General features: G+C 44.7%; 17 protein-coding genes. 3 read left to right on the top strand and 14 right to left on the bottom strand.

Going from position 1 to position 22,479, the window contains the following annotated elements; translation table 11 throughout:
• Positions 1–20 precede the first annotated feature (20 nt).
• Both H7T88_RS12910 and H7T88_RS12905 read right to left on the bottom strand, forming a co-directional pair.
• Complete coding sequence (locus tag H7T88_RS12910) at positions 21–899, bottom strand: carbohydrate ABC transporter permease (RefSeq protein ID WP_221788779.1); 879 nt, start codon at positions 897–899, stop codon at positions 21–23.
• Between the two features lie 18 nt (positions 900–917).
• A complete protein-coding gene (locus H7T88_RS12905) occupies positions 918–1,868 on the bottom strand; it encodes an ABC transporter permease (RefSeq protein ID WP_423246133.1) in 951 nt (316 codons plus the stop codon).
• Between the two features lie 145 nt (positions 1,869–2,013).
• On the opposite strand from H7T88_RS12905, the gene H7T88_RS12900 reads away from it, so the two are divergent.
• A complete protein-coding gene (locus tag H7T88_RS12900; protein ID WP_221788775.1) occupies positions 2,014–3,723 on the top strand; it encodes a sensor histidine kinase in 1,710 nt (569 codons plus the stop codon).
• 9 nt (positions 3,724–3,732) lie between these two features.
• On the top strand, positions 3,733–5,373 hold the full coding sequence (locus tag H7T88_RS12895) for a response regulator (RefSeq protein ID WP_090915981.1): 1,641 nt from the start codon (positions 3,733–3,735) through the stop codon (positions 5,371–5,373).
• Between the two features lie 117 nt (positions 5,374–5,490).
• On the opposite strand, the gene H7T88_RS12890 is transcribed toward H7T88_RS12895, so the two are convergent.
• From H7T88_RS12890 to H7T88_RS12860, 7 genes are all read right to left on the bottom strand, one after another.
• Positions 5,491–7,128, bottom strand: coding sequence for an extracellular solute-binding protein (locus tag H7T88_RS12890; RefSeq protein ID WP_186809677.1), 1,638 nt, complete (start codon positions 7,126–7,128; stop codon positions 5,491–5,493).
• 219 nt (positions 7,129–7,347) lie between these two features.
• A complete protein-coding gene (locus H7T88_RS12885) occupies positions 7,348–7,926 on the bottom strand; it encodes a hypothetical protein (RefSeq protein WP_260510878.1) in 579 nt (192 codons plus the stop codon).
• 173 nt (positions 7,927–8,099) lie between these two features.
• Positions 8,100–8,813 (bottom strand): beta-glucanase, encoded by a 714-nt coding sequence (gene bglS, locus H7T88_RS12880; RefSeq protein ID WP_090916502.1) that lies wholly within the window; start codon positions 8,811–8,813, stop codon positions 8,100–8,102.
• A 251-nt stretch (positions 8,814–9,064) separates the two neighbouring features.
• Positions 9,065–9,907 (bottom strand): formylglycine-generating enzyme family protein, encoded by an 843-nt coding sequence (locus H7T88_RS12875; protein ID WP_221788773.1) that lies wholly within the window; start codon positions 9,905–9,907, stop codon positions 9,065–9,067.
• Positions 9,908–10,000: 93 nt separating this feature from the next.
• Positions 10,001–10,633: an endo-1,4-beta-xylanase XynA gene (xynA, locus tag H7T88_RS12870; RefSeq protein WP_154889082.1), complete on the bottom strand. Its 633-nt coding sequence runs from the start codon at positions 10,631–10,633 to the stop codon at positions 10,001–10,003.
• A 38-nt stretch (positions 10,634–10,671) separates the two neighbouring features.
• A complete protein-coding gene (locus tag H7T88_RS12865; protein WP_221788771.1) occupies positions 10,672–11,439 on the bottom strand; it encodes an alpha/beta hydrolase in 768 nt (255 codons plus the stop codon).
• A 56-nt stretch (positions 11,440–11,495) separates the two neighbouring features.
• Positions 11,496–12,779: an SGNH/GDSL hydrolase family protein gene (locus H7T88_RS12860; RefSeq protein ID WP_221788769.1), complete on the bottom strand. Its 1,284-nt coding sequence runs from the start codon at positions 12,777–12,779 to the stop codon at positions 11,496–11,498.
• A gap of 291 nt (positions 12,780–13,070) precedes the next feature.
• Between H7T88_RS12860 and H7T88_RS12855 the strand changes: the two genes are divergently transcribed.
• Positions 13,071–14,213 carry a family 8 glycosyl hydrolase gene (locus H7T88_RS12855; RefSeq protein ID WP_221788767.1) on the top strand — a complete coding sequence of 381 codons (1,143 nt, stop codon included), beginning with the start codon at positions 13,071–13,073 and terminating at the stop codon, positions 14,211–14,213.
• A gap of 74 nt (positions 14,214–14,287) precedes the next feature.
• On the opposite strand, the gene H7T88_RS12850 is transcribed toward H7T88_RS12855, so the two are convergent.
• The 5 genes from H7T88_RS12850 to H7T88_RS12830 all read right to left on the bottom strand — a co-directional run bounded on the left by H7T88_RS12850 (position 14,288) and on the right by H7T88_RS12830 (position 22,406).
• Positions 14,288–15,946, bottom strand: a complete 1,659-nt coding sequence (locus H7T88_RS12850) for an ABC transporter substrate-binding protein (RefSeq protein WP_221788765.1) — start codon at positions 15,944–15,946, stop codon at positions 14,288–14,290.
• 16 nt (positions 15,947–15,962) lie between these two features.
• On the bottom strand, positions 15,963–16,889 hold the full coding sequence (locus tag H7T88_RS12845) for a carbohydrate ABC transporter permease (protein ID WP_090915965.1): 927 nt from the start codon (positions 16,887–16,889) through the stop codon (positions 15,963–15,965).
• 27 nt (positions 16,890–16,916) lie between these two features.
• On the bottom strand, positions 16,917–17,771 hold the full coding sequence (locus H7T88_RS12840) for an ABC transporter permease (RefSeq protein ID WP_090916500.1): 855 nt from the start codon (positions 17,769–17,771) through the stop codon (positions 16,917–16,919).
• 288 nt (positions 17,772–18,059) lie between these two features.
• Positions 18,060–20,375 carry a helix-turn-helix domain-containing protein gene (locus tag H7T88_RS12835; protein ID WP_221788763.1) on the bottom strand — a complete coding sequence of 772 codons (2,316 nt, stop codon included), beginning with the start codon at positions 20,373–20,375 and terminating at the stop codon, positions 18,060–18,062.
• 318 nt (positions 20,376–20,693) lie between these two features.
• Positions 20,694–22,406: an RICIN domain-containing protein gene (locus H7T88_RS12830; protein ID WP_221788761.1), complete on the bottom strand. Its 1,713-nt coding sequence runs from the start codon at positions 22,404–22,406 to the stop codon at positions 20,694–20,696.
• Positions 22,407–22,479: the final 73 nt, after the last annotated feature.

The following is a 22,479-nucleotide window of genomic DNA, read 5'->3' as shown; positions in this document are numbered from 1 at the left end:
TGGTCACTTGCAGGGCAGTACTACTCTTTTACTGCCCCAATGACGATACCTTTAACGAAAAAGCGTTGCAAGAATGGATATATGACCAAGATCGGCAATGCCCCGATGAAAATCTGTGCTGCGCGAACCGTACGCTGGGAAACATTCTCCAGCATGGACGGGTCCACGTTGATTTTACTGAGGTCTTGTTGCACGATAATGGTTTGTAGCAAGGAAGCCAGCGGATAATTTTTGACATCGGACATATAGATCATGCCGTCGAACCAAGAGTTCCACTGACCTACCATGGTAAACAATGACAAGGTTGCAATCGCTGGCATGGACAGCGGTATATAAACCAGCGCGAGCGTTTTAATATGACCTGCCCCATCCAGGTAAGCCGCTTCTTCCAGCTCTTTAGGCAGACCGCGGAAGAAGTTCATCATCAGGATAACATTCCACACGGACAGTGCACCTGGCAGTACCAGCGCCCAGATCGTATCCATCAGACCCAGCTTCTGCACCAGGATGTAACTTGGAATCAGACCTCCGCTGAACAAAATCGTAAATACAAAGAACCAGGTGTAGATCGAGCGGCCTTTGAAATTCAGATCTTCCTTCGACAGCGGAAAAGCTGTCAGAAGCATAATCACCATACCGATTATAGTAGCAATGACTGTTCGTTTAACCGAGACCAGCAAGGAATTAATGAAATTGGAATTACCGAACGTTTTGACATATGCATCTGTCGTAAAGCCAATCGGCCAGAAGCCGACCAGATTGGATGAGGCCGGTGCCATGCTACTGAACGAAACGGCCAAAATATGAATGATGGGCAGAATGCAAAGCAGTGATAAGACGCCCAGGAAAATATAGTTCGCAACGCTGAATATTCGATAGCCTTTTGTTTTGTAATACAAGCCCTTTTCTCCTCTCTACTAGAACACGCGATAATTCGCCAATTTGTAAGCCATGCGATATGAGATAACGATCAGAATGGTTGCCACGACAGATTTGAAAAGTCCTACAGCCGTTGCAAAGCTCATTTTGCCGTTCAGGATACCAAGACGGTATACGAAGGTATCGATGATATCACCTTTGTCATAAACGAGCGGGTTGTACAGGTTGAACACCTGATCGAACCCAGCATTCAAAATGTTTCCGATCGAGAGTGTCATGAGTACGATCGTGATCGGCATCAGGGCAGGAATCGTAATGAACAGCGTTTGCTTGAACCGGTTTGCGCCATCCACTTCCGCAGCTTCGTACAGTGCCGGATTAATACCGGACAGAGAAGCCAGAAATACAATCGTGCCGAAGCCAAATTCTTTCCAGACATCACTAACAATGAGTGTTATCCGAAACCATGTTCCATCCCCCAGGAAAAAGATCGGATCTCCGCCCAGTGCAACGACCAGTTTATTCACCATACCGCCCTGCGGCGAGAGAATATCGAGCAATATTCCGCCCAGGATAACCCATGACAGAAAATGCGGCAGATACACCAGTGTTTGACTGACCCTTTTAAAAGCAGATATACGAACTTCGTTTAACAAAATCGCAAACAGAAATGGAGCAACTAAACCTGCGATAATTTTGAAAAATGCAATCACCAGTGTATTCCAGATGACCTGGCCTACGTCCGGGTATAAAAATAAATACTTGAAATTATCCCAACCTACCCATTTGGATTCGGTAAATCCGAGGTATGGTTTAAAATCCTGGAAAGCAATCACAATCCCGCCCATTGGTATGTATTGAAATACAATTGCCAGCAAAACCGCTGGTACGAGCATCATATGCAAGGACCAATTCCGTTGCATGTTCCAGCGCTGTCTTGCCTTGATGGCACGCCCTTTGCGAGGCGTTTCTAACGTATGTTCCTTCACCCCTACATCCCCCATGTTCTAAAATTTGTATTTTACAAGTGGATATGAACTTGTATATTAAAATTATAGCAACGGTTATTAGCAATCTATATCCTAATATTGCAACAACGATAACAATATTTTAATGAGTTGAGGAGGCCACGCATTGTTCGCTCGTCTGAATGTCTTTACCAAAATTACACTGTTATTTGTAGCATTGCTTGTCCTGGTTTTGTTTCTGTACACCTATTCGAACCGGGAAAGTGTACGGGTGATCGAACACGAAATTCAGAACAATACTATGAATCATTTGTCCACTTTTGCCGATTCTGTAGAATCCAATATCTACCAACTATCTCTCTATGGAATGTCCATTGGGCAAGATTCGAGCATACAGGAATATCAGCGGCCGGATTACACAGATGTGCCTTATGAACGTGTCAAAGTTGGAAGCGCTATTCTTGAAAAGATGAATCTGTATAATGCAGCCAGCAAATGGCATTCCACCATCACCCTTTATTTTCCAAGGTTGCAAAAAGTCATTTCTACGGATTATTATGCTTATATCCCGTATGCGGAGGATGAATTTTCCAAGCCACTTTCGAAATCATGGGCATATAAGCATAATCAATTCGAGTGGTACACGACCGATCCAACGACAGCGATTGACACCCCTGGGAAGTCGAGACTGATTACCAAGATCAGCTTTCCAGTACATCATTTGATCAATATGCTGGATCAGAACAAATTGAATAACAAAGGTGACCCCTTTATGTTCCATCCCGAGTTTGGCTTAATTAGCAACAGTAGTGGAAATGGCACATTGACTGCGATTCAGTCCAAGCTGAAAGAGATGTCGTTGCAGGGAAAAGGCGGATTCACCACGACGCTCGACCGCACAGAATACTATGTTTCGTACATAGAGTCAGGCAGTCTAGGATGGTACTATGTTGACTACGTGCCTATGCAGCAAATTCTAGGGCCGATCACAAATAGTCGCAATCTCTTCTACGCTTCCATAGCCGTTTTAATTGCCATGAGTGTTGTTGTGTTGTATGTGCTGTATCGTAGTGTGCAGCTTCCATTGCTTCAATTGGTGAAGGGAACGAACCGTTTGTCGACCGGAGATTTCTCTGTTCGATTACATCATTCGTCACGTAATGAGTTCAGTTTATTGTTTGCACGATTTAACATCATGGCACAGCGAATTCAGGAGTTGATTGAGAATGTGTACGAAGAACAACTCCGAAGACGTGAGGCCACACTGAAGCAGTTACAATCACAGATTAACCCGCATTTCCTATACAATTGCCTCTTCTACATCAAAAATATGGCGAGGATGAAAAATGAGAAAGCCGTTGTGGCGATGGCTCTTAATTTAGGTGAGTATTATCGATACATCACCAGGTCGGAGAATGATCAGGCCACCATCAAAGAAGAGTTGAACATGGTGAAAAATTACCTGCAAATCCAGGCACTCCGGCTGGAGCGAATGCATTTTACCATCGATGTACCGGACGATATGCTTCATAAAACGTTACCCCGTTTGAGCTTACAACCTATCGTTGAGAACGCTATCATTCATGGCATTGAACCCCGTACAGAAGACGGTCATATCAATATAACGGGTTATCATACGGATGAAATGTGTACGATCACCGTCGAGGACAGCGGGCTGGGTATGACCAAGAATCAGATGCAAGAATTGGTTGATAATCTGAACAAACCGCTTGATGGCAACATGGGATGCGGAACTTGGAATGTTCATCAGCGTTTGTCTTTTTTGTATGGTGAAGATGCGGGTCTAAGCTATGAACATACGCCTGGCGGAGGCGTTAAAGTAAGCATTACATGGTACAACAATATCAATGAGTAGGTGAAGTACATGTTACAGATTTTGTTAGTTGATGATGAACGTTCGGTAGTAGAAACGCTGGCGGAGACCATTCCGTGGGAAAGCTGCGGAATCGGCACTGTACACGAAGCGTTGTCAGGTGCTGTAGCGCTGGAAATTATGGAGAATCATGATATTGATATCGTAATCACTGACATTCGGATGCCGGAGATGTCCGGTATTGAATTAATCACGGCAATTCACGAAAAATGGTCGCATGTGCAGACGATTTTACTCTCGGGCTTTGCCGACTTCGAATACGCCAAACAAGCGATGGCTCAGGAAAGCTTTGATTATTTGCTGAAGCCTGTAAGTGATGAAGATCTGATCGAAACCGTACAGCGACTCGTTGACCGGATCAAGCAAAAATGGGAAGCGGCGGCCTCCTATCAACGTGCCTTACATGCATTCCAGGATAACTTGCCGTTATTGCAATCTACGATGCTTCATGAATTGCTGACAGGAAAAACCTATACCCCCTCCGCACTCGCGGACAAGCTGGAATTACTAAATCTGCCCTACTCGGTAGGTGAGGAGCTGGGCATGCTTGTCATTCGAATGGAAGAGCATCTATCCGAGATGGCTGACCATGATCTTTCACTGATGCAGTATGCCATTAGCAACATTATCAGCGAGGTGACGCAGCACCATTTTCATATGTGGCATACGCGGGATGTCCATGATTATCTGGTTGTACTGGTTAGTGTCAAAAAAGGCGGTATGCATAATGTGAGCAAAGAGGAGAAACCTCAAGCTTTGCTGGAACATTACGCTGCCCAAATTCAGACAAACGTTCAGTTATATTTAAAAGGGGCTATTTCAATCGCAGTCTCTCACTGGGGCAAGTTTCCTAATGAGATCGGAGAGATTTATGAGAGTGCTGTCAGATCCATGCGGAAGCGTATGGGACATGCTCAGGGCTTGTTCATTACGGCATCAGATGATAAGGATGTACATCCCCTTCCTGCCATCCGCTCTCTGTACAAACCCCCAACCTTAATTAGTCTTCTCGAAGCTGGTCGCTTTGACGATGTGGAACAGAAGATTGAGATCATTTTCGAAGAATTGCTCGAATCGGCCCAACATCATGATATCGCGGAAACAACGATTGAGGTTTATCATGCATTGGCTGGAGCCTTTGCTTATATCATCCACAAGAACGGAAAACAGATCTCTTCTGTCCTTCCTGCCGAAACGTATAAATACTTTCAGGCTCCAAGCTATGCTACCGCCCAGCAGTTGAAAGACTGGTCGATCCGCACACTTCATTCCATCAGTGAAGACGCAGAACAGGAGCTTAAGGATAATCACAGCACCATCGTTCGCAGTGTCAAAAGCTTTGTGGATTTGCATCTGGCTTCCGATGTTTCCCTACCGGCTATTGCCGATCATGTCCATCTGCACCCGGTGTATCTTTCCAAAGTGTATAAGGCAGAGACTGGAGAAGCGCTGACAGCCTATGTCTATCGGTTACGGATGGAAAAAGCAGCATACTATTTGCGTTCATCCAGCGCCAAAGTATTCGAAATTGCGGAGCTTGTGGGCTACAACAACACGGCGTATTTTATTCGGGTATTCAAAAAGTTTTACGATCTGACACCGCAGGAATATAGAGAGAATCTGCCGGTGTGAAGCAAAAAGGCCTCGCTGGAATGTTTCCAGCAAGGCCTTTTCTTTGTATTTTTCTACCTGCCTTAGCAGCTTGGTTAGAATGAAATAACGGACAAAATCAAGTTACTTCGCTCGTACTTACTTGCCGCTAGTTACGGATTGATACCACTCATTAACTTCCTTCGTATTTTGATCTCCACCGGAAGAATTCCACTTCTCTACAAACGTATCAAAAGCATCAACCGGAGCTTTACCATAGATGATTTGTGAGAACAGGTCCTTCTCCATTTTGGTTAAGATGTCGTTGTTCATTTGCATGGACATCGTTGGTGCACCTGTGAACATCTGTTTTAATGCGATATCTTTTTGATCCTGAACAATCTTCGCCGCTTCCACCATTGGTGCTGGTACACCAGACTTGAGTTTTTTCTCGAAAGGTGTTGTAGCTTCTTCACCGTTAGCAAACTTCGCAAGCGTAGTCATGTTCAGACTCGGGATACGTGCACCGTCAAACGTTAATGTGTATTTCTCAGGTGCATAACCGCCTGTCACACTAGCATCCGTTGTTACTTTGCCGTCTTTCATTGCCCAGTCGTAGCCTTCAGCGAAGCCGTGTTCGAATTCATCACCTGCTTTTGGATTTGCATAGTGATCAAAGAGATAGTTTTGATATGTGAAAAAGACTTCCGGGTTCTTCATATCTTTGTTAATCAGAATTACACCGTTGTCGTTCGCGGTACCGCGTCTGCCTGCTTTGCCATCAGGTCCAGATGGAATAGGGTAAGCTTTGTACTCCGCTTCCGGATTGTTTTTCTTCACATCTTCGAGCGGCCATGACGGCATCCAGTGAGGTCCGACAACAATTCCTGCTTTACCTGCTGTAAACTCTTCTGCTGCTTTGGTTTCATCATAGACCCCGGCTTCTTCTGGAATGTATCCTTTTTTCATCCAGTCAGCCAGTGTTGCCAAAGCTTGTTTTGCTCCTGGATTTACAGAGCCATACTCCAGTTTGCCTTCTGCGTTCAGATTCCACTGATTTGGCATCGTGCCATAGGCTCCGAAGACCCAACCAGCATCAGACATCCATGTGCTGAGCCAGTTTTTGAATCCGATGGTCAGACCGTAAGTGTCTTTTTTACCATTGCCATCTGGGTCTTTATTCGTAAACGTATCCATGATCACTTCAAGATCAGCCAGCGTTTCGGGCGCTTTCAGATTAAACTTCTTCATCCAATCCTCACGGATCCACATCACTGGATCACTGTTGTAGGAGTAATCCAGAATCGGAATACCAATTCGTTTACCATCCTGCATATACGGATACCATACGGAAGGATCTTCATTCACGGCAGCTTTCCAGGTATCACTTGCGTATTTGTCAAACAACTCTCCAGCATCGACGAACTTGCCCGTTTCAATCAGCTCACGTGCCAGATTGAAGTCGCCGCGATACGAGATGATGTCCGGCATTTCTGCATTGGAAGCCAGCGACAGACGAAGCTTCGTTTCAAACGCGTTGTTGGTGGATGGTGACACCCATTGATTTTTCAATTCAATGCCGAGCTTGTCTTTTGCCCATTTCGTGTGTACGTTATTGTCCTGATCTTCACCAGATTTGAATTTGATTTCGGGTCCCCAAGGACGTAAATAAGTAAGTTTTACGGGTGGATCATACTTCCCGTCCTTCAATTCCAGTGCAGTACTCGGTGTGCTCGGTGCAGCCTCTTTACTTGCTCCACTGTTACACCCGCTCAGAACTGCTGTAAGCGCCAACATTCCGGCCAAAGCCAAACCGCCAATCTTTCTTTTCCTGATTGTTCTCAACTTGTGTGTCCCCCTGTATGTAGTGATGTTGTCTACAGAGTCCATCATAATGAATGAACCATATGGATGCCCATACTAATATTGCAACATTTATTGTATTTATTTAGGATATTAAAAAGTGAATACATATGTTGCATTAGTACAATGTCTTACTTCTGTCTCTCTTGTTAATTAGGGGGAAAACACTTCCGGGTAATCACTCTTCCAAGCGCCCATACAGCCAATTAAGCAATACTTAACACATGTGATCACACTGCTGTCCTCATCCGTTTCATATTCAACAGAAATATTGATGTCGGATTTACGCCAAGCCAGATAAGGGCCACTGCCGCCAAGCCAGTCACCCTGCTCATAGATATCCGGTTGACCATATGCTTCAATCCATTCGTCAGGTGTTGCATTCATCGTTATGCCTTTGGGCAATTGTCCTGCAAACGGTTTTTTAATTCGATCGTCCGAACCCGGTGCAAGAAAATAAATCGCTCCAATGATCCACTCATCCGCAGGGAGATCATCACGTCCGGTTAACGTATTGATTTTGGGGGAGCGATACACATCAATACGCACAGATGCTTTAACAGACCAGATGATGTCATCCTGAAAAGGACCGTCTGGCTTCGCTATTCTTTTTACACCGAAAGATTCCAGTAAGGTTTGTACCTGCTTAGCATCATATGGTTGACCCAACAGTTCGATAAACTGCTCAGATGATTGATTGTTATTGGTATCGTTGTTGTTACTCATGTTCATGTTTTTCCATCCTCTCGAGTGAGATCGATTTTGCCCTTTTCTTTCATCATCTTACGTTTTATTCGTTCTGTAAAGATTGAAAATGAACATAAAAAACAGAGGAGCATGGGATGAGATCCCCTCCTCTGTTTCATGTGGCTATATGGCTACTCCTGAGTAGTCATAAGCTCCTGTTAATTACTTGTATATTTCACCCAATCATATTCGGCATGCAATGGATTAGCACCGTTATATGACCCCAGCCATCCGTCCACGCCAGTTCCATTCCAGATATTCATCATAATTTTACCCGGTGTTTTCGGAATATTGGTTGTAGCCGTATGTTTAAGCACACCGTCGACGTACCACTTAATGTGACCTGGCTGCCAATCAAACGCATACGTGTGGAATCCCTGGGACGCATCAAAGCCCAGATTTACGATTTTCTCATGATTTCCAACGCCGTTCGTATAATAATTGAATTGGACTTTCGTTGTGTCTTTGCCCAGGAACTCGATATCAATCTCATCCCATTGTGTGCCATGAGCAGGACCGGTATAGGTGAAAAAAGAAGATACAATTCCTGTATTTTTAGCAGGCTTCATGCTTACTTCGTACAGACCATACCCGTAAGTATTCGTTGACCGATATTCACCACAATCAAACTTGTTGTTTGAAGGACTTGTCAGACTCAACCGCAGCTTGCCATCATTCGTAAAATTAGCATTATTTGCCCGCCACGTACAATTGAACATGGAACCGTTGGAATACCCATCCGCCTTCTGCCAGGTACTTGCATTGTGATACGTTAACGGTTCCCAAAACACCCATCCCGCGAAAGCGCTTACCGAAATAAATAATGAAACCACTCCCGATACCATTAATGTGAACCATGTCTTCCTCTTCATCAATACACCTCCACCTTTGATTCCAACCATGTAAACAAATGAACACAACTCCTTTTCGTTCTTAGATTCAACAGCAAGTTAATCGATTTAATTATTTTTGTAAAGCGCTTACATTGGTTGGTATTTCCATTTTATATGCTACATAATGGACGAACTATAGCAAAGTTTAAAGAACTCATATTCATTTTTTAAGATTGCTTCCCTTTACCAGGCGAAATGCCTGAAGGCCCATTTTAAATGAACAGGCCTCGTTATTTACTACGTACGACTCGCAATCCCTGATCGGGACCAAGGCCATTCGCATCGAATTTTCCTGGATATGAAATCTCTTCTGTATTTACACTGCTGACCCAGCCGCCTCCCTTGCTGACTCTCCAAGTGTTATCCGGGGTTTCCGGGTGGCTGTGCCAGTCCCAGCACCATTCTCTAACATTACCAGACATATCATAAACGCCTAGTTCATTGGCCTTCTGCTGACCGACTGGCTTGGTTTGATTCCGATTGTTTTCAATGGCAGGCCAGTTCCAATCTCCTGTTAACGGTTTTTCACCGGCATTCATCCAGTACCACGCCACTTCGTCTGGATTGTTGCTTCCGCTATAAGTAAAATTCTCACTCTTTTGTCCGCCACTTGCGGCATATTCCCATTCTTCTGCCGTTGGCAGCCGATATCCATTCGCATCTTCATTGATGGTTACAGTCCATTTGACATTATCGTTTTCATTCTTATTATTCGTATCCATCGTTTCTTTATCAATGGTGTAATACGGTTTGAGATTTTCCTTCATGCTACGTGCATTACAGTATTCGATTGCATCGTACCAGCTCACTCTTTCCACGGGCCGGTCTTCACCTTTAAAACCAGAGGGATTGTCTCCCATAACGTCAGCCCATTGTTTCTGGGTTACTTCATATTTGCCGATATAAAAGTCAGACAGTGTGATATCTTTCCCGCTATAACTGGTTTTACTGCTCTTAAATGCTCCACCCTCTACCAATACAAGATCATCGCTCACGGTTGTACTGCCACCTGTCGAACAAGCACTTAATCCAACAACAGTTGCGATGAGCAGAAATACCATCCACTTTCTCATCTGGAAGTCTCCTTTAAAACGGGAATTGAGAGCAAGACAGATCCGTAGACCTGTCTTGCTTGAATCTAGGCTGGAAAAAAACGATAATGACGACTACCAGACAGTCACATTCGAGCTACCGCTACTTTGATATCCTTCAGTTGCCATCACTTGATAGGACCAGCTGTTCCCTAAGTACATTCCTTTGCTCGCCCACGCATTTACGTGATTCTGGAACGTAATTTGGGAGTTCACACCGATTGGACGTTTAGATTGTCTAACACTCCAGTATTGCGGGAATGTTGAATACCCGTCAATAGATGGCTGATTGTATCTCATGGTTGTATAGATGTCATACGTACCACCGTCACTAGTCATCGTGCCTTTGTAAGTTCCTGTCGGGCGGTATGTGCCCCAGTTATCTACCACATAGTATTCAATAAGTGCGTTACGGGTCCAGCCATAGAACGTCAGATAACCATTGCCGGAAGGTGAAAATACACCAGCGTTATAGTTAACCACACGATTAGGTGTGCCGTAAGTCCAACCTTTACCAACAACGAAATTCCCTGTATTTTGCCAATTGACACTGTAATTACCACCCGAACCGTTCACAGCATTAACGTAACCCCCGCCATCCGTCCAGTTCTGCCAGTAATCTGTAGCACCCGTCGTAGCGGCGAATACACCAAAACTCATGGAAGCTGCAAGAACAACGGTCAACAATTTTTTGCCGAATTTGAACATAGGGAAAAACCTCCTGATATTTTATTTTTTTAATTCACTTACCTGAAGAGACGCTGGGAAAAAAGATACAGATCATTTTTCCATACGGGCCAGTCGTGCCCTCCGCTTTCTTCATACCAAATATGAGGTACGCCATGCTGCTTCATATACTCATGAACATCAACACTAATCTGAATCAGATTGTCCTGATCACCACAAGACACCCAGAGCAATGACAGAAGCGATGTCGCTGTAGCGGGATCTGGAACAAGTACTTCCGGCGCTTTAGTGTTCGGCGCTGCTGAAAAAGCACCAACCCATGCAAAATGATCCAGATTACGTAGTCCAATGTTTAAAGACTGTCCTCCACCCATAGACAAGCCAGCAATGGCTCTTTTGTCCCTTGTTTGAGCTACCGGGTAACGGGACTCCATATACGGGATAAGATCCTGAATAAGATCCGATTCAAATCGTTCAAATGCCCGAATTTTCTCAGGATCAAAGAGGTCGCCTTCCGCAAGGTCGTTAGACATTGCACGCCCATTAGGACAAACAACAATCATCGGCTGGATGAGATGATCGGTGTAGAGGTTGTCCAGGATGATGGCAGGAGAACCATAGGTATGCCACTCCTTCTCATCCCCTCCAATTCCGTGCAGCAGATAGAGTACAGGATAGGTAAGCTCCGAAGAAAAGCCTGGCGGCGTATATACCATCGCTTTACGAACGTTGCCAACCGTCTTGGAATCATACTCTATCGTTTCAACTACGCCGCGTGTTATGTTATCACGATACTGGTCAAAACCAGCAGATGCTGAAGCTATCATTGGTCTTACTCCTTTCACGGTTAGCAAAATCCTCTAAACCTCAAATCAAGTTCCCGCTAATCAACGTAACCAAAACCCAGAATGGTGAACTGCTTGTCCTTCTGTCCAGGTGCCATGTCAATCTCAATAACATGTTTCCCCACTTCCTTGTTACTAAATAGAAGCATGGCATGGCAATGAGTCCAGTTCACTCGGTGCGGATCCGCCTCTTTGACAAGTTCACCATCTACTTTAATATGGGCCGTTCCGAAGCTATCACTGTCCGAGTCTTTAAAGATCAGGATGAGCCGGCTGCACCGCAAATGCAGCTCGAAACCTTTGTCACCAGCTGTTTCGCCAGGAACATACATCCAGTTGTTCGGAAAAAGCGGTGTACCATAATCATGATCGTCCATCTCGGTCATCTGGAGCTCTGTGTCTATGAGACTGAAGCTTCCTGATTCAATCTGGCCGATCTGCTCCCCGTTTTTCCGATCCAACAGTTTGACATTCACATAATCATTTCCAATAATAGGTAACTTCGTTAATTCATCTTCTTTCTGATCGAGATTCGTACGATCTGTTACACGAAACAAATTCGCCAGTGCATCCGCCATGATCCGATGTCCCACATTGGTGGGATGATAAATATCATGGAAGTACTGCTCTTTGGTTATTATGCCACCTTCATCTTTCGTCTTCTGAAACTGCTCTACAAGAGCATCCTTCATGCTCACCATAGGCAGATCATAATGAAAGCCTACAGGAGCGAGACGATCCTGAAGATTCCAATCATTTTTAAACACACTGAAAAGCAGGATGACCGCTGGTTCGTCACTAGAAGCAAGCGCTTTCAATACTAAGCTTTCGTAACAGTTTCCTCGCGTCTCATCGTCAGCATCGTTTACCGCAAACTCGATAATGACAATGTCCGGTTGCACGCTGCCATCCCGGAGCACATCCCGCTCATAACGAATGACGCCAAGTTGCGAAGGCGTCCCGCCTACACCCGCCTTGATCAGCTTTACTGCACTGCTGTCCATCGAAGCGAACATTTTTTTAAAGTGTTCATAAGAGTGGTAGGCATAACTTTGGAGATGAATCGGTGCTGCACCAGCGCCATGAGTAATCGATCCCCCAATAAAAGCAATGACAACAGATTCACCACGTCTGGCTTTCTCGATCGCTCTCTTTAATCTGACGTTGTTCCCCAAATTCAGGAGTGATCTGTCGATCATGTCAAGATAAGTCGGAGAGTTATAATCAAATTCAGCCTCAAATGATGAAACGGTAACTCCTACGGGATCACGTGGTGCATGGGTTCCTTGATTCTCATCTACATCTCCTGAATCGCCAAGCATGTTACATCCTCACCAACCTTCCAGCGAAAATTTACACTCTGAGTATTGCCATGTGAAGAAACCTGGACTTGACTGATGTCGATATCAGGCGGTTCCTTCTCTCCGAGTGTAGCGCTTACATAATTTAACAACAACCTGATAAACTATAGGACTTGCCTAAATATATCATCCGTATCACAAAATGGAAATAGATGGAATAACACACCTATAATTTTCCATGTAAACGCTTTAATTTGAGTAGTATTACGAATGATATACTTTCATATATAAGCATTTTAGAAGGAGGATCTCATGAATATCACAGGAAAAGGCGCTTATGAGACAGGTACATATGTCAATCTTTTTCACAAATCGGGGTATTACGAAGAAGAAATCAACGCAAGGCTGGAACAGACTTGGAATGATCTTTTTTATGGAGATGAACATACACGAATCTACTATCCTGTTGGCGAAGACAAAGCTTATATGTTGGACACGGGTAACGATGATGTTCGTTCCGAAGGTATGTCCTATGGCATGATGATGGCTGTACAGATGAATAAAAAAGAGGAATTTGATCGTCTGTGGAATTATGCTCATACCTATATGCAACATACGGAAGGACGATACAAGGATTATTTTGCATGGCATTGCAAACCGGATGGAACCCGTCTATCTCCGGGGCCTGCTCCTGATGGTGAAGAGTTCTTTGCCATGGCGTTATTTTTTGCCTCGAATCGCTGGGGTGATGGGCCGGCCCCTTATGATTACAGAACTCAAGCTCAGAAGATTCTACATGCTTGTCTGCATCAAGGAGAACAAGGTGAAGGCGATCCCATGTGGGAAGCGAGTAACCGACTAATCAAGTTTATTCCAGAGTTACCTTTCAGCGACCCTTCCTATCATCTTCCTCATTTCTATGAACTGTTTGCCGAATACGCGAATGAAGCAGATCAGACGTTCTGGAAAGAAGCTGCCGAAGCAAGCCGGGTTTATTTGCGTACAGCCTGTCATCCGGTAACCGGGCTTTCGCCTGAATACGCCAATTATGACGGCACTCCTGCTCCGATTCAGCCGCACGGGGATTTCAGGCATTTTTACAGTGATGCCTATCGCGTAGCAGCTAATATTGCCCTAGACTGGGAATGGTTCCGTAAAGATCCGTGGCAAGTGGAACAATCCAATCGGATTCAGGCCTTTTTCAGTGATATCGACGTAGCGGATTATCGCCGGTATACGATCGAGGGTGAGGCTTTTGACGAACCTGCACTGCATCCTGTAGGTTTGCTGGCAACCAATGCGATGGCTTCACTGGCAGCAGAGGGCCCTCATGCAGATGATTTTGTTCGGTTATTCTGGAACACACCGCTTCGCCAGGGAAAACGTCGTTATTACGATAACTGTCTTTATTTCTTCACCATGCTCGCCTTAAGCGGAAGATATCGGGCATATTAAGACGCAAATACGACAAAAAAGACGGGCCCACCGCATGCTGCGAGTAAGGTCCGTCTTTCCTTTAATTTGTTCTGTTATTTGGATGACACGGATGAAGCATCATACGCAGACTGCATAATTTCCAGATAACGATTCATATTCAACCCTTCCAGTCCTTTCACATACTCATCCCAGTCTTTATCCAAACTCTTTGCTCCTGTAACAAATTGTAACGCATTCTGGTCGATATAATCCTTGATATTGGTTTGCATCATGCTGGTTTCATCCGCAAGGGATGGATCAACCCACAATGCCCAATGCGGGAAAACCTCTTTAGGTTCTTTACCTTCCATCAACAATGTTGCTTCGTACAGGCGACGTTCATACCCATCGTTGGCATAGATATCTGTTCCCTGTACTTCTGCATCGCGATATGCCCGGTGATGATTGTACTGGCTTAATGCAGCCCAGCTGTCATTACGAGGTTCTTCTCCGGATGGAAGCGGAATCGCTTTATAGAGCGGCTGTACCTGATCATTCAGAGCCACTTCTCCCTCTTCCGGTTTGCGCCAGCTTAGGCCTTCTTCGCCCAGATATGAAGCCATAGCTCCTTCTTGGGTATAGAAGTAATCCAGCATTTTTATGGCTGTAATCTGCGTTTGCTCACTGGCTTTGTTGGTCAGTACAAATGTTGCACCAGGATCGACCGGATAGTTGTACGAAGCATATTCAGCATTTGGCCCTTTTAATGGTGGAATCGGATTGTAATCATTGCCGTACGGTGACCCTTCAGCCGTGGTTACGAACAAGGATGGATGCATAGCCGCTCCTGCACCCAGAAGCTGTGCGTCAGCATTGTCTCCAATTTTCTTGAAGGCACCTACATTTTGCGTAAAAGCACCCGGATCAATCAACCCTTCATCATATAAGGATTTGATGTACGTAAGACCTTCTTTCCACTCCGGTTTATTCGCCACCGTTTCAACTTTGCCTTGATTCAGGATGAGGTAATTCCGGTCATCGTCATAGATGAAACCATTCATCAGATAGGGAATAATGTGTACACCAAAGTTCTCCGTAGAACCACTCAGAGGTACTTCATCTGCCTTGCCGTTTCCGTTCGGGTCTTTCGTTTTAAACGCTTTCAGCATTTCCCGGAAATCTTCTGTCGTTGTTGGTTCTTTGATATTCAGCTGCTCCATCCATTTGGTATTCACCCACATCTTGTTTGGATACGAACAGTGGAAACACTCATTCAGCCCGGTCAGTCCATAGATTTTACCGTCAGGTGCGGTATTCATTGCTTTGTAGTAATCATTGCTATCGAGCACCTTCTTGATGTTAGGCGCATGCTGATCAATCAGATCATTCAGCGGCAGGATCACACCCTGTTGCCCGAACTTCAACAAGTCAGTCTGTGAGAAACGATCTACCCAAGGGATGAGCAGGTACAGATCCGGATAATCCCCGGAAGCCAGGGATATCTGTCTTTTTTCAGCTGCTCCATCAAAAGGAACTGTCGTCCAGTTGAACTTGATATTGAACTTTTCCTCCATTTTCTTCGTGAATTTATTGGTTGCGAGGTTCATATCCGATCCTTGGTGCACAAACACATTCATCGGGACTTTCCCGTCCGCATCCACTTCCCCATTGCTCTTATCGGATGACGAGCAGCCTGCTAGTACCAACGTAAGAACCAGCACACCTATTAATCCAAGCGCACTTATTTTCTTCAATAAAATCCTCTCCCTCATGAAAGTTGTAATTGACTTATCCTTTAACTGAGCCGATCAACATGCCTTGTACGAAATAACGTTGTACAAAAGGATAGATGATCAGAACCGGTAAGCTGGCCATGACAATCAAGGAGTACTTCATCAGTTCAGCCATTTGCTGTTGTTTGATCATTTCGGAAGCATCCATATTGCCTGAGCTACCTAGAATAAGAATACTTCGTAAAATCAGCTGTAGCGGGTAGAGCGACTGCGATTTCAGATAAATAAGTGCGTCGAAGTAAGCGTTCCATTGACCAACCGCATACATCAGCGACAGCACCGCAATAATGGGTTTGGCAAGCGGCAGGATGACACTGAAGATAAACCGAATGTCACTACAGCCATCGATATCAGCCGCTTCGGATAGCTCATCCGGTATGGAATTTTGAAAGAATGTTCGTGCAATAATGACTTGCCACACCCAGATCGCATTGGGAATCAGAAGCGCCCAGCGTGTATCGATGAGCCCCAGGGATTTAACAACGAGGTATGTTGGAATCAAGCCTCCGGCAAAGAGCATCGTAAACGTGATGAAGATCATCAGCGTACTGCGACCAACAAAGGTCTTTTTAGACAATGGATAAGCGATCATAATTGTTAATGCTACGCTGATGAATGTGCCACATGCCGTATAAAACAATGAGTTGGCGTATCCCATCAGCACCTGTTCATTTCTCAATACAGCCTTGTATCCTTCGAATGACAGATCAACTGGCCATAGCCAGACTTTGCCTGAAGAAACGGCTGACGGACTGCTGAGTGACGAACTTACGATGTAGATCAAAGGATACAGCACGGCAACCAGCACGAGTGACAGAATGATGTAGATTGCCGTAATAAACAAGCGATCCCCAGGCGATTCTCTAATGACAGGGTTTTTGTTTGCTCGTGAACGACCTGCCTGTGATTGTAAATTAGACATCCTTCAAGTCTCCTCTCCTCCGTGTGGTTACCATAGGCTTGTATTGGACAGCCGTTTTGCGGCTGCATTGACCGTTAACAACAAGATGAGATTAATGAGAGAGTTGAACAAACCAACCGCTGTAGCAAAGCTGTAATTGGCGTTTAATAGTCCCATTTTGTAAACATATGTGGAGATGATTTCTGAAGCAGACAAGTTTAACGGGTTTTGCATCAAATATATTTTCTCGAATCCTACCGCCATAATGTTCCCGACGCTCAAAATTAAAATAATGACGGCTGCCGGCAACAAGCCGGGCAAATCCACGTTAATAATCTTCTGCAGTCGATTGGCTCCATCCACTTTGGCCGCCTCATATAATGAAGGGTCAATGCCCGCAAGCGCAGCCAGATAGATGACTGCTGAATATCCCATGCTCTGCCATACATCAGAAAAAACATAGATTGAGCGGAACATGTCTGGATTACCAAGGAAATTCACCGATTCAAAGCCAAGTGCACCTGCAATGGTGTTGACAATACCAAGCCTCGGCGAGAGGAATAGCATAATGATCGATACCATAACCACCGTGGATATGAAATACGGTGCGTAGGTTACCATCTGCACGGTTTTCTTAAACTTCATGTTTTTGATTTCATTTAAAGCTAGTGCCAGCAAGATCGGGATCGGAAATCCGACGATGAGGCTGTAAAACGAGATGAGAAGCGTATTTTTGATTAAAGTCATAAAAGCGGGATTCTGGAAAAGCAGGTCGAAATACTTGGTGCCAGCCCAAGGGCTCCCCCAAATTCCTTTGATGACGTTATAATCCTTAAATGCAAGGACCGTATTCACCATCGGTACATATTTGAAAACGATAAAGTACACCACCGGAGGCAATATGAGCAGATATAACTGCCAATGCCTCCTGAAACTTCTGGCTAGCGCATGCTGTAATGTTGATCGCTTGCGCTCCTTCACACCGGACTTGCTTTCACTTGTTATTGTTGTTCTCAGAATCATCCCCCCAGTCAGTGAACCCTATGGTTGAAGTGAGCGTCACCTTGTTTTGGTAGCGCTTTCTTTGTGCCCATATCATAAGTTCGACCTGAGGGAATCGTAAAGGTACATCTCGGAAATCAGCGTACATTATACGCATAGATACTATATGAGCAGCGTACATTTAGCGACCTAATTATCCATCTTCCGAAATACACTTGGTGAAATGCCGCGTACACGCTTGAATGCTCTGCGGAATGAATGCGCACTGTTATATCCCGTAGAAAGTGCGATTTCATCGATGGTTTGGTCACTTTCCCGAAGCAGTCCAGACGCTGCATTGATCCTCACCCGCTCCACATAATCGGAAAGATTCTCTCCGGTATGCTCTTTGAATAGTTGGGAGATGAATTTTTCGGATTTCCCCATATGCTCGGAGATTCGGCAGATCGTCAAATTCGCGTCGCCATAATGATTTTCAATATAACACGTAATTTCTTGTACGGTATCCGCATGTGTGGATGATCTTTTTCGCAGCACTTCTTTGCACATATCTTCGGTTAAGCGCTTGAATTTACCACGTAATGCGGCAATGGAATCGGTAATCTGGATACTGGTGACACCATTTTTGTATTCTTCTGCAAAGGAATCATCGTGTTTGATTTTGGGCTCATCCAGCTTCAGGTATGTTCCCTTTAACTCCATAATAAATTGTTGTGCCATCTCATAGGAAAGTTCGCGCTCTTCGAAATTGCGTGCAAACAGCTGATCCAAAATACGAAGAGCCTCTTCCAGTTCTCCTGCCTTGATCGTATTCAGCAAGCGCTGTTCTGACTCAATGGGATAATAGTACATTTCATTTTCCTTCAATGTATCTTCAAATCGGACGAGCTCATCTGCTCCCATATGAATCGCATATTCCATGGCCTGTTTGGCTTCATCAAATGAACGGCCTGCATCATTCCAAACTTCGTATGCGGCTCCGGTACCGATTGTTGTTGATATCCGGTATTCCTTATAAATGAGTTCGGTTAATCTGCTGAGTTCAGACTCACAATGACGTATTGCTGTTTCCAGCGGCATCTCGGTTACGGGACATATAAAAGCAATCTGATCTGTGCCCCAGTCCGTCATCAGCAGACCTTCGTTCCATTCTGTCATCGTCTGTCTGATAATTAATTTCGCCACACCAAGCTCCTGAATCGTTTCTTCGCTATCCAGACTCGCATAACCGTTCACCTTGAGCAAACCAGTGATCCCCTGGCTGTTCTCAATGGATAGTTGTGTCTGAGAAGAAATAGCTTCCAGTTCACGAGTAGTATAGAACTCACCCGTAAGCAGACGTTTGATGAATCCATCGCGCAAGAGCGGAATTTGTTCATTCAGCGCGTTCTCCAGCGATTGATTATTGGCGATTAAATGATGAATATGGCTTGCTAGAAAATCATACTCATTACGCCTTTTACCTGAAGGTTCACTGACTTGTTCTCGGAAGGCAGACAACAGTTTGTAGATGGGGGCACTATTTCGATAGGCCAGGATCAGTCCAAAACCTAAACCAAGCGTCAATGTTGCAAGCGTAAAGGCCAATGTCACTTTCTTGATCTGATCCGCATTGGTCATAAGTGCTTTCTCGGGAATACCTGCCATGTAACTCCAGCCGTTTCGATCTGAATGAATGGATATAAGCAGTCGGCCATCTTCAATAGGCTGTACCTCATTCGAATCGTTACCCACATTTTGCGCCAAACGCTGCGCTTCTGCTTCTTCAATACCGCGTGAGAAGATAATTTCGCCGTTCGCATCTCGAACCAAAGTCCAGCCGCCATACTGATCAACGATATGCTGGGTCAGGCTAGCCATCTCATCTTCATCAATTAAAACACCAATGGTAGCCTGTGGTTTATTGAAACTATTCAGCGGCAAGGATTGCAGAAAGGTAATTGCCGGTGCGGTGGTACGCAAGTTGCTGCTTATTTCACGTTTGTAATTCTGAAGTGGAATAATCTCATTAAAGTGTGGCTTTTTCAATATGTTTTCGCTCCACTCTTCGAAGGTCATACCCTCCATTGCATTGGCTGCATAATAATGTTCTGGCCTGTAATAGACCGTATTCGGTGTAATAATGACGTTATAGTTTGGAATGTAAATAAAAAAATGGGATAAGTATTCGTTTGTACTGCTGTACATGGATAAACTTCGCTGCATTTTACCTATGCCATAAACATTGTAGGAATCCAGTGGTTTGGGATCGGCAATCAAACGGTACAGCTCCTGATTAATGGCTAATTGCCTCGTAAACGCTTCGACCTGTAGCAGATTCCGTTCAATGATTTCTTTGCCCAGATTCAGAGACTTCAGACTGTTCTCTATCGAGCTGGCCCTTGCCGCTTCAATGGATGCCCGATAAGAGGCGTATCCGGCGATCTGTGGAATCATTAGAATGATTAGATACGAAATCAAATAACGACGGAACATCGGTGAAAATTTGGACCATAGGAGCTTCAATGTACTCCCCCCTTTTTCTAATCAAGCGCTTACATTTAACGGTGTATGATCATCATTTCATGATACAACGGGCATTTCTGAACAGTGAAGGTACAACTTCTTCCCTATGGTACATTTACACCTGTAGCTATACAATACTTGATTTCTCCAGCGTAATGTGCAACTTCACGAGACAAAGGCAATGAATAACAACCTTTCAGTCATCCCATTTCGTTGTATCCATACATAGGTACAATAAAAATAACCTTCTCAAGTCATCAGATGACCTGAAAAGGTTATTTGTTGCCACTAATTTCGTGATGGAAATGTTGAGGTTAGTTAATTACTAACCGCTACGAATTTCCACTGTTGGTTCGTTGCGCCCGTGTAGGTGTTCTGTTGAAGTTTGGCTCCATCCGATGTGGAAGCGTTCTCAACTTCAATGGCTTTATTGCTGTTCACATTGATAATGCTGTAGTACCCATTGCCGAGATCATTCACTTTGAAATGCTGTGCCGTTGTATTGAGATTAGCCATAAGTTGCACAGCTTCACCATTGGTCTGTGTACCGTTACGAATGTCGATCACTTTATCAGGTGAATTCACACTCGTCAGCGTGTAGTTGCCCCCACCAATGGAGGTTAGCACCCACTTCTGAGGATTACCGCCCAGATCACTCCATTGTTGTAATTGGAGATTGTTCTGATTTTGCCCACCGGGAACATCAATCACTTTATTGGAATGGCGTGCTACAATTTTGTACGTTGCACCAGACACCAGACCTGTAGACGGATTTGTTGGATTGGTTGGAGTACCGCTACCATAATTCTGGGACCGTTCATTGTACCAGTTGAACAAGAAACGTCCCATCGCACTTCGAGATGCATCTCCATCCCACTTCAGTCCTGCGGTTGGATCAGCGAATGAACTGCGTGCTCCCGGTTCGAGGATAAAACCATTCATATGAGCCGCGATACTGACATTGCCTGCTGCATTGAAGATGGTTTTGGTATTCGTCCCAAAACCTTCATTACTACCATTGAACAGATTCCAGTAAGCTGAATCACCTGGTTTATTTTTGAACCATGTCACTTCCGTGATGTTAATTGGATATTTATCCGCAGCAGCCTTCACATTGGTGTTCCATTGATCTTGCAGAATGTTGAAGTTGTCATAGGCTCCGTACCCTGGATACCAGTGAACCGCATAACCGTAGTTATTCAGAGGGTCCGTCAACGGATGACTTGCTGTCAGGCTGTAGAACTGATTGTAACCCAGACCCGCAGCCCAGATGACGTTGTCTGCACCCTGATTACGAATGGTGGAGATCATGGAATTTTGGAAGTTACGCAAGTCATTCCAATGATCCACGAAATCATTTTCTCCGTTGTATCCACCCCAGTGTCCGTTGGCATACGATTTCACCGGCTCATTAATCAGTTCGAAGTGAACATTGTCTGCACTTTTAATCTCTGGACGGGAGGCAAGATAACCCCAGATTTGATTGAACTTCTGCAAGTTGGCAGCTGTCGTAGCCTGATCATCCTTCAAGGTGAAGTCCAAGCCCAGAACGACATATACCCCTTTGGTTTTTGCATACTGGATATAAGGAATGATGACGTTCTGCGTCACAGTCTGCACACCGGCAAAGTTATATGTACCTGCCGCCACATCTCCCATGTCCTGACGGTCAATGAACAGACGCACCTGATTCATTTTCCAGCCATGATTGCTGCCATATTTCGGACTGGTATCTGCAAATGTGTCTGTGATGTCTTTCAGATAGGCCAATGTTGCGGCATGACGATTGTTACCATGAAGGTTGAGGTAATAATTGCTGTCCTGATACGTCCAGTATGCGCCGGAGGGTTGATGCCAGCCATTAAGGAGTACAGGTTGATTGTTGCTGTTGACCAAGTGTTTGCCACTCACTTTTAGTTTCCCCATAGGCATACCTACCCAGGCATCAGCTTGGCTACCGCCCCAGGGAGCAATCGTAATCAGTAATGCCAGAACGAGTAAAAGCTTGCAAGACATCATGAACTTTTTCACTGCTATTCCTCCTGTTTGATTAAATTGGCTTACATTACTGCGATAGGAAGCTACCGTCAAACCTGATATTTAA

Origin of the sequence: Paenibacillus cucumis (ex Kampfer et al. 2016) (assembly GCF_019748695.1) — a bacterium.
Classification (GTDB): Bacteria; Bacillota; Bacilli; order Paenibacillales; family Paenibacillaceae; genus Paenibacillus; species Paenibacillus polysaccharolyticus.
The sequence above is the reverse complement of the archived record's forward strand: the minus strand, read 5'-3'. Positions and strand labels throughout refer to the sequence as shown.

Bases quoted from the DNA above. Each gene is read 5' to 3' on its own strand.
- H7T88_RS12895 (WP_090915981.1), top strand. From the start codon at position 3,733: ATGTTACAGATTTTGTTAGTTGATGATGAACGTTCGGTAGTAGAAACG.
- H7T88_RS12865 (WP_221788771.1), bottom strand. From the start codon at position 11,439: ATGATAGCTTCAGCATCTGCTGGTTTTGACCAGTATCGTGATAACATA.
- H7T88_RS12850 (WP_221788765.1), bottom strand. From the start codon at position 15,946: ATGAGGGAGAGGATTTTATTGAAGAAAATAAGTGCGCTTGGATTAATA.
- H7T88_RS12845 (WP_090915965.1), bottom strand. From the start codon at position 16,889: ATGTCTAATTTACAATCACAGGCAGGTCGTTCACGAGCAAACAAAAAC.
- H7T88_RS12860 (WP_221788769.1), bottom strand. From the start codon at position 12,779: ATGCTTGGCGATTCAGGAGATGTAGATGAGAATCAAGGAACCCATGCA.
- bglS (WP_090916502.1), bottom strand. From the start codon at position 8,813: ATGAAGAGGAAGACATGGTTCACATTAATGGTATCGGGAGTGGTTTCA.
- H7T88_RS12855 (WP_221788767.1), top strand. From the start codon at position 13,071: ATGAATATCACAGGAAAAGGCGCTTATGAGACAGGTACATATGTCAAT.
- H7T88_RS12890 (WP_186809677.1), bottom strand. From the start codon at position 7,128: ATGTTGGCGCTTACAGCAGTTCTGAGCGGGTGTAACAGTGGAGCAAGT.
- H7T88_RS12875 (WP_221788773.1), bottom strand. From the start codon at position 9,907: ATGAGAAAGTGGATGGTATTTCTGCTCATCGCAACTGTTGTTGGATTA.
- H7T88_RS12885 (WP_260510878.1), bottom strand. From the start codon at position 7,926: ATGAACATGAGTAACAACAACGATACCAATAACAATCAATCATCTGAG.
- xynA (WP_154889082.1), bottom strand. From the start codon at position 10,633: ATGTTCAAATTCGGCAAAAAATTGTTGACCGTTGTTCTTGCAGCTTCC.